This window comes from Frankia casuarinae, assembly GCF_000013345.1.
Lineage (GTDB): Bacteria > Actinomycetota > Actinomycetes > Frankiales > Frankiaceae > Frankia > Frankia casuarinae.
The window spans coordinates 386,299-402,097 of sequence record NC_007777.1 but is presented as its reverse complement, the minus strand read 5'-3'; the positions used below and the strand labels follow the sequence as shown (position 1 = coordinate 402,097).

The window sequence follows — 15,799 nt, the reverse complement described above, 5'->3', positions numbered from 1 at the left end:
GGAGGTGCCCATGGGCTCGCCCGTTGGTAAGTCCTCGGCCTGGCGCAACTGGGCGGGCAACGAGACCGTCCGGTCGGTGCGCCTCGCCCGCCCCCGCGACGCGGAGGAGATCTCCGCCCTGGTCGGTACCGCCATCCGGGACGGCCATCAGATCCGGGCGATCGGATCGTCCCATTCCATGAGCGCCATCGGCCGCCCGGACCCGGGCTCCGTCCAGGTCCGCCTGGACAGGTGCGCCGACCTCGTCGCTCTGGACGGCGGCAGCGGCCTGGTGACGGTGCGCGGTGGGATGACCATGCGCCGGCTGAACCGGCTGCTCGCGGAGGCCGGGCTCGCCCTGACCAACCAGGGCGACGTCGACGAGGTGACCATCGCGGGTGCCATCTCGACCGGCACCCACGGCACCGGGAGCCGCTTCGGCGGCCTGTGCACCCAGGTCCGGGCACTCGAGGTGGTACTCGGCGACGGCAGTGTGGTCACCTGTTCACGCGGCGAACGTCCCGAGTTGTTCGCCGCCGCCCGGCTGGGCCTGGGTGCCGTCGGCGTCGTCACGTCGGTCACCCTGCAGGCGGTGCCGCTGTTCGCCCTGCAGGTCCAGGAGGGTCCGATGCGCCTGGACGAGGTCCTCGACACCTACGACGATCTCGTCGACCAGACCGACCACCTCCGCTTCTCGTGGTTTCCGCACACCACGACGGCCCTGGTCAGACGCGGGCAGCGGCGTCCGCTCGACGACGGCCTGGCGCCGCTGCCCCGGCTGCGCTGCTGGGTTGACGACGAACTGGTGTCGAACACCCTCTTCGGCGCGCTGATGACGACGGGCCGGCGGATGCCCGCGGCGGTGCGGCCCATCGCGCACGTCAGCGCGCGGGCCTCGGGCAGCCGCACGTTCCGCGACCTGTCCTACCGGGTGTTCACCTCCCACCGCCGGGTCCGGTTCAAGGAGATGGAGTACGCCCTCCCCCGTGCCGATCTCGCCGCGACGCTGCGTGAGCTGGTCTACGCCATGGGGAGCGCGGACGTGCGTGCCGTCTTCCCGGTGGAGGTCCGATGTGCCGCCGCGGACGAGATCCCGATATCGACGGCGTACGGCCGCGACACCGCCTACATCGCCGTGCACGTGGATCATCGCGGTGCGCACGGCGACTACTTCGGCCTCGCCGAGAAAATCATGTTGTCGGTCGGCGGCCGGCCGCACTGGGGCAAACTGCATTCACTGGACGCGGCGACGCTGCGTGGGCTCTATCCCCGTTTCGACGACTTCCTGGCCGTGCGCGACGCCGCCGACCCGACCGGGGTGTTCGCGAACGCGTATCTCGACCGCGTCCTCGGCTCACCGGCCTGCGCCACCAACGCTCGGTGACCCGACCGCGGCACGCCACGGCGGTTTCTCGCCGATGTGGCGACGGGCGGAGCAGCGGTCGCGGGCGGTTCAGCCTGCGGTGGTCCGGCCGCCGACGTCCTCCCCGAGGTAGGCCTGCCGGACCCGGTCGTCGGCCAGCAGACTCGCGGCGGTACCCGCCAGCACGACCTCGCCGGTCTCCAGCACGTAGCCGCGGCCCGCGATCCGCAGCGCCGAGGCCGCGTTCTGCTCGACCAGCAGTACCGCGACCCCCTCCCGGTTGATCTCCGCGATCACCTCGAAGATGGTCTGAACGATCATTGGGGCCAGCCCCATCGACGGCTCGTCGAGGAGCATCAGCCGGGGACGGCTCATCAGCGCGCGTCCGATCGCGAGCATCTGCTGCTCGCCGCCGGACAACGTGCCTCCCGGCTGCGCGATCCGCTCGGCCAGCCGGGGGAAGAGCGCGAGCACCCGGCCGAGGTCGGTCCGCACATGCCGGCGATCGTGGTAGGCGCCCATCAGGAGGTTCTCTCGGACACTCATGCTCGGGAAGATTCGCCGGCCCTCGGGCACGTGGCTCACCCCCCGGCCGACGAGTTCGTGCGCCGGAATTGACGACAATGGGCGACCGTCCAGCCACGTCTGTCCCGCCCGGGGCCGCAGCAGTCCGGAGACCGTCCGCAGCGTGGTTGTCTTGCCGGCGCCGTTGGCCCCGAGCAGGGTGACGATCTCGCCCTCGGCCACCTCCAGGCTGACGCCGCGCAGGGCGGTGACGGCGCCGTAGGCGACCTCGACATTGGCCAGGGTCAGCAGCATCAGCGCAGTTCCTTCCACCCGGCGGGGCCGGCCGCGCCGGGATCCACCACATCGGGATCCACCACATCGGGATCCGCCGCGCCGGCGTCGGCCAGGCCCAGGTACGCCTCGATGACCGCCGGGTCCCGCTGGACCTCCACCGGCGTGCCGGACGCGATGATCCGGCCGAAGTTGAGCACCACCACCGAGGTCGCCACCGACATGACCAGCCGCATGTCATGCTCGATGAGCAGGACCGACACCCCGGTGCCCGCGATCCGGATGATCAACTCTGCCAGGTCACGCTTCTCCGCCGGGTTCGTGCCGGCCGCGGGCTCGTCGAGCAGCAGCAGGCGCGGCTCGGTACCGAGCGCCCGGGCGATCTCCAACCGGCGTTGCTCGCCGTAGGGCAGCGACGAGGCGAGCTCGTGCGCCCGGTGCGGCAGGCCCACGAGCTCAAGCAGCTCCAGCGCGTGCCGCACGCCGTCACGCTCGGCCCGCCGGGCGCCCGGCAGCCCCAGCACCGCGGCCAGCGGCCCGTACCGCTGCCGCACCTCGGTCCCGATCTGGACGTTCTCCAGCGCCGACAGGGCGGGGAAGAGCCGGATGTTCTGGAAGGTCCGGGCGACGCCGAGCCGGGTGATGGCGTGCGGACTGCGCCCCACCAGCTCGGCCTGCCGGCCGGGCCGGGGCCAGAAGGTGACCGATCCCTGCTGCGGGCGGTATGCCCCGGTGAGGCAGTTGAACAGCGAGGTCTTGCCGGCCCCGTTCGGTCCGATCACCGCCAGGATCTCGCCCCGGCGCTGGCGCAGTGAGACGCCGTCGAGGCTGGTCACACCCCCGAACCGCAGCGCCAGGTCGCGGGCCTCCACCACTAGGTCCTCCGGGCCTCCGCCGCGCCCGGCTTCCCCCGGGCCCTGGCTGTCCCCGCGGCCCTGGCTGCTCCCGCGGCCCTGGCTGCTCCCGCGCTGCCGGTCCCGGGAGCGCCGGTGTCCCGGCGGGGAGACGCGGTGCGCTCCGCCCCTGGTCACGGCTTGCCCCCCGTGGGCGCGGCGCCCAGGGAGTCCGCCGCGCCGATGCCGGCCTCCGCGAGCTGGATCTCCCGACGCCGCCGGCGCGACGGCACGAGTCCCTGCGGACGGAAGATCATCATGATCACGATGACAGCGCCGAAGTAGATGTACCGGTCCGCGGGCGGGACCTTGTCGCGCAGGTAGAAGGCGATGCCCTGGAGGACGACGGCACCGACCACCACCCCGAGCCGGGAACCCATCCCGCCGAAGATGACGACGGCGACGACGAAGAACGACGCCTGCAGGCTGAAGCTCTGCGGGTTGAAGAACTGTTTGGAGGCGAAGAGCACGCCGGCGAAGCCCGACACCGAGGCGCCGATAGCGAAGGCGAGCAGCTTCATCCGCAGGGTCGCGACCCCGGTCGCCTCGGCTGCGATCTCGTCCTCGCGGATCGCCGCCCAGGCCCGGCCGATCCTGGACCGTTCCAGCCGACCGAAGGCGATCATGACTCCGACGATGATGGCCAGGAGCAGGTAGTAATACGGCAGCGGATCGATGCCCCACTCGTAGCCGAGGCCGAGCAGGTTGATCGACAGGTGCGGAACGCCGAAGGCCCCCCGGGCACCGTTCGTGATGTTGTCGGCGTTGTTCGCGATCAAATGGATGATCTCACCGAAACCGAGCGTGACGATCGCCAGGTAGTCACCCCGCAGCCGCAGCGTCGGCGCGCCCAGGACGACGCCGGCGAGCGCGGCAAGGACCAGCGCGATCGGGAAGACGAAGAACGGGTTGAGCACGAAGGGCGCGTGCCACGGCATCGCGGTCTGTGAGGTGAAGTAGGCCGTCGCGTAGGCACCGATGGCGAAGAAGGCGATGTAGCCGAGGTCGAGCAGGCCGGCGTAGCCGACCACGACGTTCAGGCCCAGTGCGAGCAGCGCGTAGATGCCGATGTCGTTGACCATCGACTGCTGCGCGGCGGTCGAGACGACCAGCGGGGCGATGATCGCGACCGCCAGAAGCGCCAGGTTCAGCGCGATCGGGCCGCCCCGGGTGGCGTAGGCCGCGCTCACCGGCCCCCGGATGCCGGCCGTCAGCCGGCCCGCCGCGCCCCGCAGTTCGACGCCGAGCGCCAGGACGATCCACAACGCGGCGGCGAGCCCCAGGTAGGGCAGGATCCGCGCGTCCAGCACCGAATCCTGAAATGCCTTCAGCGGTTTGTCGGAGCCCCCGGCCGGACCGGTCACCACCGCGGCGAGCACACCCACCAGCAGCAGCACCCCGAGCTGGCGCAGCCGGGCCGGGGAGAACAGCACGGCCGGACGCAGCGATGCGCCCGCCGGGTCGCCACCAGACCCGCCACCCGGCCCGGCGGGTGGGAGCGGCGCCCCGGCCCTCGGCGGGCGGGCGGACGACGTCGCAGCGCTCACGCTGCCCTCCCTAGACGTTCCCCGAGCAGGCCGGACGGTCGGATCATCAGGATGCCGACCAGGACCAGGAAAGCGATCACGTCCTTGTAGGACGCCTGGAAGATATATCCGCCATAGCTTTCCACCAATCCGAGGAGCAGGCCGCCGAGCATCGCCCCGCGCACGTTGCCGATGCCGCCGAGGACCGCGGCGGTGAACGCCTTCACCCCGGGGACGAACCCCATGCTGTAAGAGGCGTTGAACGTCATCGCGTACAGGAAGCCACCGGCCCCGGCCAACAGGCCGCCGAGCACGAACGTGACGATGATGATGCGTTCGACGTTCACGCCCATGAGAACCGCGGTGTCGGCGTCCTGGGCCACCGCGCGGATGCCCTGCCCGAGCCGGGTCCCCGCGACCAGCCGGTCCAGTCCGACCAATATCGCGATCGCGACCGCGAAGATGACCAGCGACTGGGTGGAGACGTCCGCTCCGAACAGCGTGAACACCGTTCCGTCGGTGAACAGGTCGGGCAGGGCCACATTCTGCCGGCCGAACTCCTTGCCGGCAAGGTTCACCGCGAACAGCGAGGCCCCGATGGCGCTGATGAGATAGGCCAGCCGGGGGGCGGAACGGCGCCGCAGCGGCCGGTACGCCACCCGTTCGAGCGTGAAGGCGGCGAGCCCGCCGCAGATCGCGCCGGCGCCGAGGCCCATGGTCACCAGGCCCACCGATTCGAGGCCGCCCGGGACCGAGCCGTCCCCGGGCAGCAGGGCGCGGGCGGCGAACAGCCCGCCGAAGGATCCCAGCATGAAGACCTCGCTGTGCGCGAAGTTGATGAGCTGGAGGACCCCGTAGACGAGGGTGTACCCGAGCGCGATGACCGCGTACAGGGAGCCGACCGTCAGACCGTCGACGGTCAGCTGCCAGAACTGGTCGAGGAAACCCATCCGTGTGCCTCGTTCACCACCAGGCGAAGCGGTGGCCGGACGTCCCACCCCCGGCCACCGCCCGCACCGACATCAGGACTTGACCAGGTTCGCGATGTTGCCGAGAACGGTGATCTGTCCACCCTTCACCTGGTAGACGAACACGTTGGAGCCCTTGACCTCGCCGTTGGGCTCGAACACCACGGTCTTGGTGATGCCGGGGAAGTTCACGGAACCGAACGCGCCGGTCACGGACTCCCGGGTGACGTCCTTGCCGAGCTTCTTGAAGACGTCCGCGAGGGCGAGCGTGGCGTCGTAGGCCTCACCGGAGTAGGTGCCGGGCTTCGTCCCGTTGTTGACCTTCTTGTAGGACGCGACGAAGGACGCGGCCTTCGGGTCGGTGTTGGCGTCGCCGCAGGGGCAGGTGAGGTAGGCACCCTCGGCCGCGGCGGCCCCGGCCTGCGCGACGTACTGCGGGTCGAGCGAGCCGTCACCGCTGATGATCTTTCCGGTGAAGCCCTTGCCCTTCAGCGCCTTCGACAGCAGCGCGAACTCGGGGTAGTAGCCGGAGTAGTAGAGGACCTCGGGCGCGGCAGCGATGATCTTCGTTGCCTCGGAGGTGTAGTCCTTGGTCGGGTTGATGCCGTCGTGGGTCGCGTTGACACCCTTGGCTTTGAGCTCGGCCTCCAGCGCACCCGACAGGCCCGTGCCGTACTCGCTCTTGTCGTCCAGCGAGTACACCTTCGTCGCCTTGAGCACCGTGGCGATGTAGTCGGCCGCGGCCTTGCCCTGCACGGTGTCCGGGGCGATGACCCGGTAGAAGGTCTTGAAGCCCAGGGTGGTGAGCGCGGGGTTCGTCGCCGACGGGCTCACCGACAGCAGCCCGGCCTGGGTGTAGGCCGGCTCGCTCGCCTTGGTGGCGCCGGAGAACATCGGGCCGACCACCGCGACGACCTTGGAGTCATCGATCAGCTTCTGGGCTGCCGTCGGGCCCTGATCCGGCGAGCCGCCATCGTCGGATTCGACGAGCTTGAGCTGGAACGGCGCGCTCGCATCCGCGTTGACCTCGGCGATCGCCGTCCGGACGCCGTAGAGGGCGTTCAGACCGAGCTGCTGGCTGTCGCCCGAGAGAACTCCCTGGAAGCCGATCGTGATGGTCTGCTTCCCGTTCGAGGACGAACCACTGTCACTTCCACAGGCCGCCGCGGTCAACGCCACGGTCGCGGCAAGGGCTATCGCTCCCAGGAGCGGGCGCCTACCCATGCAATTCCTCCTCCGGTCCCGCCAGACCCGACTCCGATGCCATGGCCCGGCCCAGTCACCCCGACGCGCCCGGCCCGCGAGCCGGTGCGCCACCGCATAGAGAATGACGTGCTAACCAGCATCAATTCGCACCACCCCCCGGATGGACGGGGCGGCGCACGGTTACACACCGGCACGATCCCGCGGAACCCGGCACCTCAGCATGGCTATGCCCAGACCGCCGGGCTGGTGCCCAGCTGTGCCGGCGGGGAGCTCCAGCTCGGCGCGACGCCGGCCACGGTGGCGGCCGGGCGGATGTACGACAGGGGTCCGAACTCGCTGTTCATCGTGGCGCAGAACTCCTCGGCCTCCTCCCGGGTCGGGTCGGGGAGCGCGAGCGTGTCGTGGTGTCCCAGCCCCTGCAGCCAACGACCGGTCCGGGTCAGGGACACACCGACGTGCCAGCTGCCCCCCTCGGTCGCCCGGCGCGCCAGCGCGTCCAGCACCCCGTAGACGGTGAGGTAGCCAGTCGAATGATCAAGGGCCTGTGCCGGCAGCGGCACGGGGCGGTCGGACCGGGTCACCGCCGCGGCGGCGGTCGCGATGCCGGACGCGGTCTGGACCAGACTGTCGAACCCGCGCAGACCGCTCCAGGGGCCCTGCCGTCCATACGCGGTGATGGTCGCGCAGACGATGCCCGGCCGGATCCTGGCGACCGCCTCCGGGCCGAAGCCGAGCCGGTCGAGGGCCATCGGCCGGTAAGCCTGGAGCACCACGTCCGCCGAGGCGATCAGCTCGCGCAGCCGGCGGGCGTCCGCGGTCACCCGCAGGTTGAGGAAGGCGTTGCGCTTGCCGAACCCGGTGTCGACGAGCACCGTGTGCACCTCCGGCAGGTGGGCGGCGCCGACCCGCAGGACGTCGGCTCCGTAGGCGGCCAGCGTGCGACCGGCGACGGGACCGGCAATGACCCGGGTCAGGTCGAGCACCCGCAGACCCGCGGCCGGCGTCTCGGCCGGGGGCGCGGCGAGCGCCGGGCCGTCGCCGAGCCGGCGCACCTCGACGAGGGGAAGCTCGTCAACCGCCCGGGCCTGCCGGTGCTCGCGCCACTCCCGCTCGCTACGGGCCATGCTGGCGCACAGACCCATGGCGTGCAGCTCGAGTTCCAGCGGCTCGGCCTCGAAACGGCGGATGACCCGTTCGACGGCGGCGCGCTCGCCCGGCGTCCCAAGAAGATCCAGGATCCCGTTGCGGTGGTGCGGGAAGTTGCAGTGCAGCTGGATCCACCGGTCGTCCCCGGTGCGGTAGTACCCGGAGATCGGGTCCCACGGGCTCGGCGGTGGCTTGCCGGCCACTCGCAGGTACCGTTCGCTGCGGAAGACCGCACTCGCGTGACGAGTGTCCACGGTGACCTCCGGCGGGGCCCCGCCGCCGCGGGCCGCGAGCAGGCGGCTAGCCCCGACGGCCGCGGCCGCCACCGACGCGGTCGCCACCGTCGTCACCCGGTAGAGGCTGGGCAGGACGTCGGCGGGTCCGGTCACGGTCAGCCGCTCGGCGATGTCCGGATCCTGTACCAGCGACGCGACCTCGGTGACAATCTCCGAGTTCTGCCGTTGCCCCATCCACCCATCCTGTCCCACCCTGGTGTGCACGCGGCGCCCCGAGCGCGCCGTCGGCCGAACCGGAATGAGGCCGGCACGCCCGATAAGACGATCCTGAGAGCCAAGAGCCACAACGCACAGAAAATCCTATTTTGCCGCTGTCCCGGCCTCCCGACTCGCGCTCGCCCCGGGCCGTCCAAGGCCCATTCTGGTCATGTGTAGGTACTTTCGCCATGACACCGGGCTCGCGGCCGCCCGGTCGGGTGGTCGGCAATGGCAGGAGACACCCCGATGCGCGTGCAACGCTCGCTGTACGAGGTGCTGGACGTACCGCCCAGCGCCACCGCCGAGCAGATCCGGCATGCCTACCGCGTGGCCGCCCGCCGCACCCATCCCGACGCCGGTGGTTCGTCACCGGCCTTCGATCGGGTCACCCTCGCCTACCGCGTTCTCGGCGACCCCGACCGGCGGCGCCGCTACGACCTGCGCCTCGCCGCCGGCACGCCTCACCCGTCCGCGCCGCGCCGATCATCACCGGGCCCATCCGCGCCGGGCCGATCATCACCGGGCCCATCCGCACCGGGCCCGGGTGCACCGGGCCCGGGTGCCGATCCGATGGTCCGTCGCCGCTACCTCGCCCTGATGCTGGTGGCGCTGACCCTGTTCATCTCGGCAGGCACCGTGGTGCGGCTGTACTCCGTGACCGCCGCCATGATCATGATGGTGGTCGCGGCGATGATCCCACCCGTCGCGGTCACCGTGGCGAGCCGTCCCCGTCGGGCGCCTTCCGACCCCCGTCCCCGAGCAGGCGAGGACCGGGGCGTCCGCGCCGACCGCACTCCCCCGCCCGGATCAGACCGGTAGCCGCACGCGTAGGGAACCGGCCGGGCGCCCGCCGCCGAGCACCGTGGGCGCCCCGAGCACGGCGAGCTGGGCGAAGTCGAGCTCCTGGTGCCCGGGGGCGTCCGGACCGGGAAGAGCACCCAGGCGGGTCAGCACGGCCAGCGCGACCGGGACGCCGGGCCGCCCGCTCCCATCCGCGATCTTGACCGCGACCGCGTGACCCTCGGACGTCGCCACCACCGTGACACCCTCGGCGCCGTTCTTCGCGACGACGCCGGGTACCGCCCGCATCAGGTCGGTGTCGGACCGGCCAACACCCCCGATCAGCTCGGGATGCGCCCGCATGGCGTTGATGACCCGCCGCTCGGGGCCGCCCGGCGCGGCCCGGACCATCGCCCGCAGCCCGCGAGCCAGGCCCGTGAGCGAGAACGCGAACAACGGGGCCCCGCACCCGTCCACGCTGGTCGCGACGATCTCCTCGCCGATCAGCTCCTCGATCGTGCGCCGGATCACCTGCTGCAACGGATGATCGGGGTCGGTGTAGTTCTCGATCGGCCAGCCGGCCGCCACGCAGCAGGCGATCATCCCCGCATGCTTGCCGGAGCAGTTCATCAGCACCGGCTCCGCGCGGCCCCCGGCGCGAAGGTGCGCCTGGGCCGCGGCCGGGCCCAACGGAAGATCGGCGGGACAGCGCAGGGTGTCGACGGAGACGCCCGCTACCGAGAGGATCTCCAGCACCCGCGCGAGATGCACCGGCTCGCCGCTGTGGGAACTGGACACGATGGCAAGCAGGTCACCGGGGATCTCCCGGCTCAGGAAGATGCCGTCCAGCCCGGCACGAAGCATCGCGGCGGCCTGAAGGGGCTTGACCGCCGATCGGGGGAAGATCGGGTGGTCGGGCACGCCGACGGTGAGCGCGCTGTCCCCATCCCGACCGAGGCCGATGACGGTGCCGTGATGGCAACTCTCCACGAACGGCGCACCGCCGCGCAGCCCCCGGACAACCTCGGCGACCACCTGCGGGCCCTCCGGCGGCTGCATACAGCCAGCGTACGTCGGGCCTTCTCCCGCTCACCCGTTCTCGCCATCCGCCGAATCCGACGCTCGCCTCACGGCGGCCGCATATCCTGGTGCCGTGCCTGCCTACGACTACCGCTGCCGGGTATGTGACGCATCGTTCGAGGTTCGCCGCAGCATGCACGAGTCCGTGCCGGACAGCGCGGTGAGCTGCCCCTCCGGACACACCGAGACCTCGCGGATCTTCTCTGCGATCGCCGTCAGCCGCGGCTCGGCCACGCCGGCTCCGGCTATGGCCTCGCCGTCCGCCGGCGGGGGCGCGTGCTGCGGCGGCGGCTGCTGCGGCTGACGCCACCGTTCATCCTGACGCCACCGTTCATCCGCGGTGACGATGGATGCCCGCGGCCTGCGATTTCGTCGGCCCACGCGCCGCCCGGGTCCGCGGGCCGACATCCACCTGACGGTCCCGCTGGCCGCCGCACGCGGCGGCCCGGTCCTCCACCAGCCGCCGTCGCAACAGCCGCAGGGTATCTTCCCGCTCCGTCTGATCCAGACCGGCTACGAGGGTCTGCAGCAGATCACCTGATCCGGGTCGTTGGTCGCCATAGCCGAACCCACTCGTACCCATGGGCGTGTCCTACCCAGGCCACCGGCGTGTCACGCAGTCCCGGGCCCACGGGAACAAGGCACCGGGCCACCGGCGTCTCCGCCGCACCCCCCGCAGCGCCTCCCGCAGCCGAGCGCGGACGACCCGGCGATCGATGGCCCGCGGGCCGAGCACCATGATCCATGCGATACCCAACGCCCACAGGCCGGCGAGGGCACCGAAGGCAAAAACGTTGAACGCTCCGATCATCGCGAAGCCGACGAGCAGCAGAACGCTCGCGGCGAGCCCGCCACCCACGGGTGTTTCCGTACCCCGCCGGCTACGGCGTCATACCGACTACTTCATGATGTTGGTCATATTATGGATCATCGGACGGATTCAGTGACGCCGTGACTCCACGTGAGGAGGGCCGGGTCGCAGTACCCGCCACAGCGCGCCCAACGAGGTGAACTGGATGTCGGGCGGCGCACCGGCGACCTCGTCAACCACCCGGTCCGGGGCGTGCTGATGACGCAGATGATCCATGATCTCGTCACGGTTGGCGGGGAAGACCGCCCGGCCGAGCCAGCGGGCGAGCTCGGAGCGTTCCTCGACGTCCACCGGCGTCATCCCGGCCGGCACACCGACCCGCGACCCAGCGGCATCCAGGTTCTGCGGGCCACCGGTCGCTTCCTCGGGGAACGGTTCAGCGGAGCGCCATTCCTCCGCCCGCGTGTCCCGCCCGGCCCGCACAAGCCCCTCGACCTCGTGCGCCAAGATGTCGTCGCGCACAGGGCCGTGCTTGGTGCTTCCGCGATCCACTGCCATGTTCTCGTTCCTTTCCGCTGTTTCAGTGGTGCGCGCTGACGGACGAAGCAAACCCGCGATCGGGCCACCCGGCTTCTCCGGTCAGCAGATGTTCACGGCCAGCGATGGGCGGGAACACCGGCATCCATGGTGCGGATACCCCACAACGTGTTGGTCAGACCCGCCGAACGCCTGGAGCGGGCCGAAGCTCTCGACCCGGTGGCAGTGAAGATCCGTGACATGGTCCGCCGCTCCCTGCACGACGGGACCATCCGGGACACCCTGCACGGCGTGCCGCTCGGTCACCCTCTGCATCCGGCGCTCGCTGCGCTCCCCATCGGAACCTGGATCTCCGCGGGAATCGTGGACCTGCTCGCGGGACGTCACGAGGGGTCCGAACGGGCGGCCCGGGTACTGATCGCCACGGGGTTGCTCGCGGCGGTCTCGGCCGCCGCCAGCGGCCTCGCCGACTACTCCGAGCTGCATGAGCGCCAACTGCGGGTCGGGGTGGCGCACGCCGCGACGAACAGTCTGGCGGCCTGCTGCTACGCCGCCTCGCTCGGCATCCGATGGCGTGGCAACGGCCGCCTCGGCCGTCGTCTCGCGCTGCTCGGCCTCGCCACGGCCAGCACGTCGGCCTACCTCGGCGGTCATCTGGCCTACCGGCAGGCGTCGGGAGCCAACCACACCGAGGAGGTACCCCACCTGCTGCCGCCCGGTTGGCATCCGCTCGCCCTTCTGGACGAACTGGCGGACGGCCGACCCGAGGCGCGGCTGTTGCGGGATGTGCCGGTCGTCCTCCTCCGGAAGGGAGACCACGTCGACGTACTGGCCGGCCGGTGCAGCCACCTGTCCGGACCACTGCACAAGGGAGAGATCATCCGAAGGGACGGCTTCACCTGCCTGCGCTGCCCCTGGCACGGCAGCACCTTCCGGGTGACGGACGGCGCGGTGGTGCATGGTCCCGCGACCGCGCCCCAGCCGCGGTTCGATGTGTGGATCTCCGATGGTGAGGTCCGGGTACGGCTGCCTGGGGCGGGATAGCTACCGCGGAATAGCTAACTGGGGCGGGACAGCGTCGAGGGGCTGTCCGCCGCGGAGCGGGGCGTCCCGGCTGCCGGACCGGTTGGCGGGACGGCTGGCGGGACGACGGCCGGGCTGGCGGCGCCAGCCGAGCGCTGTAGGCCCGCGCGGTCCGAGCCCGGGCGCCCGGTGGTGGCCATCTCGCCCACCCCGTAAAGCGCATAGGCTTTCCTGATCACCGGCCGGGCCACGTTACGGACCGGCACCCCACCGGCCGTCATCCCGTGCTCCGAACCGGCATGGGCGTGACCGTGCAGCGCAAGGCAGGCGGCCCCCGCGTCCACCGCCTCGGCAAGGTGGTAGCTGCCGAGAAACGGGAAGATCTCGGTTCGCTCGCCGATGAGCGTGTCCGGTACCGGAGCATAGTGCATCAAAGCCACACGGATTTCGCAATCCAGACTTTCCAGCGCACCGCGCAGCCGGGATCCGGCGTCCTTCGTGTGCCGGATGAACGCCTTCATCAGTGGTTCGCCGAAGTCGCTTCCGCTGGCCCCGGCGAACCCCCCGCCAAATCCCTTGACGCCGGCGATTCCGAGACGGCGGCCGTCGATGTCGAGGACCGTGCCGCCGCCTTCGAGGACGGTCACGCCAGCATCGGCCAGCATTTCGATGATCTCGTTCTCGGCACCGCCGTGGTAGTCGTGATTACCCAGGACGGCGACGACGGGCACCTCGGCGTCCGCCACCTCGGCCGCGACGATCTCGGCCTCGGCCGGCAGCCCCCGCTGGGTGAGATCACCGGCCAGCAGCAGCACGTCCGCCCGACCGGCGAGTCCACGCAGCAGCGGTGCGAAGGTTCCGCGGCTGTCCACGCCCAGGTGGATGTCGCCGACGGCGGCAATTCTGATCATGAGATGGTCTCCACGTTCGGCGGCGCCTCGGTCGGCATCCCCCGATCCGCGATGGTGACCTCGTTACTCACCAGGCGTCCGGGAAGCGCCTCGGCGAGCACATCCGCGACGGCCCGGCGGCGGGCGTCCGTGGCGACCTCGCCCTCGACCAGGATCTGCTGGCCATCCACCACCACCTCCAGCCCGAGCTCGGCCACCCTTGGATCCTCGGCGAGGCGTTCGTGCAGGTCACCGGCAAGATACTCATCGGCCTCGGTGAGGTTCAGTGCCCCGTACCCGGCGGTGTCGGCGATCCGCTTCGCGGTCCCGGCCTGCTCCGCCGCACCCGCTGGCACCGCCCCACCCGCTGGCACCGCCCCACCCGCTGGCACCGCCCCACCCGCTGGCACCGCCCCACCCGCTGGCACCGCCCCACCCGCTGGCACCAACGGGCCGTGCGGACGTGAACCCGTGGGGGTGCCCCCGGCCGACGGAGCACCTTCGGTAGACGGAGCACCTTCGGCCGACACTGCACGACCGGCGGCCGGGATCAGGTTGAGCCGGGTGGCCACGAGCAGGGCCGCCTCGGCGAAGGGGGAGGTGGCCGTCGCGCGACGTACCTGATCCCAGTCGACCTGCTCCCGCATCGCTCTGATCATCGGTATCACGCGAGCGAGGTCACAGTACCGTTCCTCCAGGGCCAACAGGGTCATCTCGAACCAGTCGGTGGCATCCAGCACGGGCATGCGCACCGAGTCCACCGACATCTCACTGGACCGCTCCAGCGTTTGCTGGGTCACCGCCCGACCCACCGGATGGTGGATGAGATCGACCAGCACCTCGCCGTCGAACACCTTGGTGAGCCAGTCCTCGGGTGAGTCGACCGGGCGCAGGCCGGCGTTCGCAAGCACCTCGACCGCCCGCGGCACGTCGTCCTCGCGCAGCATGAAATCGACGTCGTGGACCGGCTCGGGGCCGCCCCGGGCCCAGCAGGCGTAGCTGCCCCCGAGAGCGAACGGGATGCCCGCCTCCTTCAGGGTCACAGCCACGCGTTTCAGACTCTCCCGCAGGCCTCTGGGCGCATCCTCCATACCGCTGCCCGTACCCGCGGGAACCATGTGATGCACCTCGCGTACCCCACCGGAGTCGGGCGGCAGGTGGCTGTCGCGATTGCGACACCTCTAAATGACTACCTCGAAGCGGTGACAGGACTACTACAGAAGCATGGCGCCGTCCGGCTATCCGTAGTTATAATTTCACTACATGCCACAAGAGTTACCACTTCGACGCCTGATAGACACCTGAATCTCACGGCTTGACGACACCGAGCGTCGACATGAGCGATGATGACCTTCGCGGCAAACCTGTCGCCCGCCTACTTCGACACCGGATTGGAAGCGAACCCTGAACACGCGCACACGATCCGACCAGTTGGCCAGGGCCCTCGGAGGGGAAACAGCCGCACCGGAGAACTCCGGCGAACGCCTCCCTGAACAACGCGCCACTGGGCCGGCCACCCTGACCTCGCGGCCGGCCGCCCCGGGCGGCCACGGCGTGGTCGACCTGTCCAGCCATCCCGGCCAGCTGGCCCGCCGGCTCCAGCAGGTGACCTATCAGCTCTGGACCACCACTGTCTCGACCGAGACGACACCTCCGCAGTTCGTGGTCCTCAACAGCCTGCTCGCTGATCCCGATATTGATCAGCGCACGCTCGGAGAACGAGCCTCCCTGGATCGGTCGACGGTGGCCGATGTGGTGGCGAGGCTCGTGCAGCGTGGGCTCATCCGCCGGGTCCGTGACCCGCGTGATGGCCGGCGCAACGTCCTGCGGCTGACCAAGCGGGGAGAGTCGACCCACGGTCAGGTGGCGGACCGCATCGACCAGATGAACGACAAGCTGCTGGCGCCGCTGTCCGAGGAGGAACAGACCGCCCTGTTGTCGATGTTGGCCCGCATCGTCGACCAGGATAGGCCCCATTAACACGATGCGGGGTCGCTACGTATCGCCCGAGGTCGATGACGGTCGGCATCTTCGGTATCGCCGCCTCTTGACGTCCTCTCCGCCCTGAAGGGTGGAGATTCCCGCCTGCTACGCCGCTGTTCGCATCCCGGTCGTGGACGACCCCGCAGGCCGGGCACGTCCACGACCGGACGGTCAGTGGTTTCGGCCCGTCCTTCACCCCGCACGCCGAACAGACCTGCGACAACGCAAACCACCGGTCGACCTTCACCACGGTCCGGCCGTACCGGGCGGCCTTGTACTCCAGCATCCCGACGAACCGCGACCAGCCAGCGTGGGACGGCTC

17 protein-coding genes and 1 pseudogene are annotated in these 15,799 nt (G+C 70.7%); 5 read left to right on the top strand and 13 right to left on the bottom strand.

The features are described 5' to 3' along the window. Nucleotides 1–10 precede the first annotated feature (10 nt). Entirely contained in the window at nucleotides 11–1,363 is a 1,353-nt protein-coding gene (locus FRANCCI3_RS01720) for a D-arabinono-1,4-lactone oxidase (RefSeq protein ID WP_035958326.1), read from the top strand. Between the two features lie 69 nt (nucleotides 1,364–1,432). Here the strand turns inward: FRANCCI3_RS01720 and FRANCCI3_RS01715 are convergent, their stop codons facing one another. The 6 genes from FRANCCI3_RS01715 to FRANCCI3_RS01690 form a co-directional block, all read right to left on the bottom strand. Next, entirely contained in the window at nucleotides 1,433–2,161 is a 729-nt protein-coding gene (locus FRANCCI3_RS01715) for an ABC transporter ATP-binding protein (RefSeq protein WP_011434810.1), read from the bottom strand. Further along, nucleotides 2,161–3,171 carry an ABC transporter ATP-binding protein gene (locus FRANCCI3_RS01710; RefSeq protein ID WP_011434809.1) on the bottom strand — a complete coding sequence of 337 codons (1,011 nt, stop codon included), beginning with the start codon at nucleotides 3,169–3,171 and terminating at the stop codon, nucleotides 2,161–2,163. The genes FRANCCI3_RS01715 and FRANCCI3_RS01710 overlap by 1 nt, the downstream gene beginning before the upstream one ends. Further along, nucleotides 3,168–4,580 carry a branched-chain amino acid ABC transporter permease gene (locus FRANCCI3_RS01705; protein WP_011434808.1) on the bottom strand — a complete coding sequence of 471 codons (1,413 nt, stop codon included), beginning with the start codon at nucleotides 4,578–4,580 and terminating at the stop codon, nucleotides 3,168–3,170. The genes FRANCCI3_RS01710 and FRANCCI3_RS01705 overlap by 4 nt, the downstream gene beginning before the upstream one ends. Then, nucleotides 4,577–5,509 (bottom strand): branched-chain amino acid ABC transporter permease, encoded by a 933-nt coding sequence (locus FRANCCI3_RS01700; protein ID WP_011434807.1) that lies wholly within the window; start codon nucleotides 5,507–5,509, stop codon nucleotides 4,577–4,579. Before FRANCCI3_RS01700 ends, FRANCCI3_RS01705 begins: the two co-directional genes overlap by 4 nt. Before the next feature lie 72 nt (nucleotides 5,510–5,581). Next, nucleotides 5,582–6,751 carry a branched-chain amino acid ABC transporter substrate-binding protein gene (locus FRANCCI3_RS01695; RefSeq protein WP_011434806.1) on the bottom strand — a complete coding sequence of 390 codons (1,170 nt, stop codon included), beginning with the start codon at nucleotides 6,749–6,751 and terminating at the stop codon, nucleotides 5,582–5,584. A gap of 206 nt (nucleotides 6,752–6,957) precedes the next feature. Then, complete coding sequence (locus tag FRANCCI3_RS01690) at nucleotides 6,958–8,349, bottom strand: CoA transferase (protein WP_011434805.1); 1,392 nt, start codon at nucleotides 8,347–8,349, stop codon at nucleotides 6,958–6,960. Between the two features lie 270 nt (nucleotides 8,350–8,619). Here FRANCCI3_RS01690 and FRANCCI3_RS01685 point away from each other — a divergent pair, with 270 nt between their 5' ends. Next, nucleotides 8,620–9,192, top strand: a complete 573-nt coding sequence (locus FRANCCI3_RS01685) for a J domain-containing protein (RefSeq protein ID WP_108913710.1) — start codon at nucleotides 8,620–8,622, stop codon at nucleotides 9,190–9,192. Here the strand turns inward: FRANCCI3_RS01685 and FRANCCI3_RS01680 are convergent. After that, a complete protein-coding gene (locus tag FRANCCI3_RS01680; RefSeq protein WP_035941548.1) occupies nucleotides 9,181–10,212 on the bottom strand; it encodes an asparaginase in 1,032 nt (343 codons plus the stop codon). The two genes, FRANCCI3_RS01685 and FRANCCI3_RS01680, sit on opposite strands and share 12 nt — an antisense overlap. A gap of 94 nt (nucleotides 10,213–10,306) precedes the next feature. Here FRANCCI3_RS01680 and FRANCCI3_RS23935 point away from each other — a divergent pair, with 94 nt between their 5' ends. Beyond that, nucleotides 10,307–10,537 (top strand): FmdB family zinc ribbon protein, encoded by a 231-nt coding sequence (locus tag FRANCCI3_RS23935; protein ID WP_011434802.1) that lies wholly within the window; start codon nucleotides 10,307–10,309, stop codon nucleotides 10,535–10,537. Between the two features lie 27 nt (nucleotides 10,538–10,564). Here the strand turns inward: FRANCCI3_RS23935 and FRANCCI3_RS23930 are convergent, their stop codons facing one another. The 3 genes from FRANCCI3_RS23930 to FRANCCI3_RS01665 form a co-directional block, all read right to left on the bottom strand. Further along, nucleotides 10,565–10,816 carry a hypothetical protein gene (locus FRANCCI3_RS23930; RefSeq protein WP_011434801.1) on the bottom strand — a complete coding sequence of 84 codons (252 nt, stop codon included), beginning with the start codon at nucleotides 10,814–10,816 and terminating at the stop codon, nucleotides 10,565–10,567. A gap of 9 nt (nucleotides 10,817–10,825) precedes the next feature. Next, nucleotides 10,826–11,092: a hypothetical protein gene (locus FRANCCI3_RS01670; protein WP_011434800.1), complete on the bottom strand. Its 267-nt coding sequence runs from the start codon at nucleotides 11,090–11,092 to the stop codon at nucleotides 10,826–10,828. Nucleotides 11,093–11,173: 81 nt separating this feature from the next. Continuing rightward, nucleotides 11,174–11,602: a DUF2795 domain-containing protein gene (locus FRANCCI3_RS01665; RefSeq protein ID WP_011434799.1), complete on the bottom strand. Its 429-nt coding sequence runs from the start codon at nucleotides 11,600–11,602 to the stop codon at nucleotides 11,174–11,176. Between the two features lie 147 nt (nucleotides 11,603–11,749). Between FRANCCI3_RS01665 and FRANCCI3_RS01660 the strand changes: the two genes are divergently transcribed. Next, entirely contained in the window at nucleotides 11,750–12,625 is an 876-nt protein-coding gene (locus FRANCCI3_RS01660) for a Rieske 2Fe-2S domain-containing protein (RefSeq protein WP_235462983.1), read from the top strand. Between the two features lie 14 nt (nucleotides 12,626–12,639). On the opposite strand, the gene FRANCCI3_RS01655 is transcribed toward FRANCCI3_RS01660, so the two are convergent. Further along, nucleotides 12,640–13,515, bottom strand: a complete 876-nt coding sequence (locus FRANCCI3_RS01655; protein WP_011434797.1) for a metallophosphoesterase family protein — start codon at nucleotides 13,513–13,515, stop codon at nucleotides 12,640–12,642. Further along, nucleotides 13,512–14,585, bottom strand: coding sequence for a nucleotidyltransferase (locus FRANCCI3_RS25820; RefSeq protein WP_041257733.1), 1,074 nt, complete (start codon nucleotides 14,583–14,585; stop codon nucleotides 13,512–13,514). The genes FRANCCI3_RS01655 and FRANCCI3_RS25820 overlap by 4 nt, the downstream gene beginning before the upstream one ends. Before the next feature lie 427 nt (nucleotides 14,586–15,012). On the opposite strand from FRANCCI3_RS25820, the gene FRANCCI3_RS01645 reads away from it, so the two are divergent. After that, on the top strand, nucleotides 15,013–15,474 hold the full coding sequence (locus FRANCCI3_RS01645) for a MarR family winged helix-turn-helix transcriptional regulator (RefSeq protein ID WP_049761037.1): 462 nt from the start codon (nucleotides 15,013–15,015) through the stop codon (nucleotides 15,472–15,474). 109 nt (nucleotides 15,475–15,583) lie between these two features. On the opposite strand, the pseudogene FRANCCI3_RS23925 reads toward FRANCCI3_RS01645, so the two are convergent. Beyond that, nucleotides 15,584–15,787, bottom strand: a pseudogene (locus tag FRANCCI3_RS23925) (zinc ribbon domain-containing protein); the annotation flags it as partial. Nucleotides 15,788–15,799 lie beyond the last annotated feature (12 nt).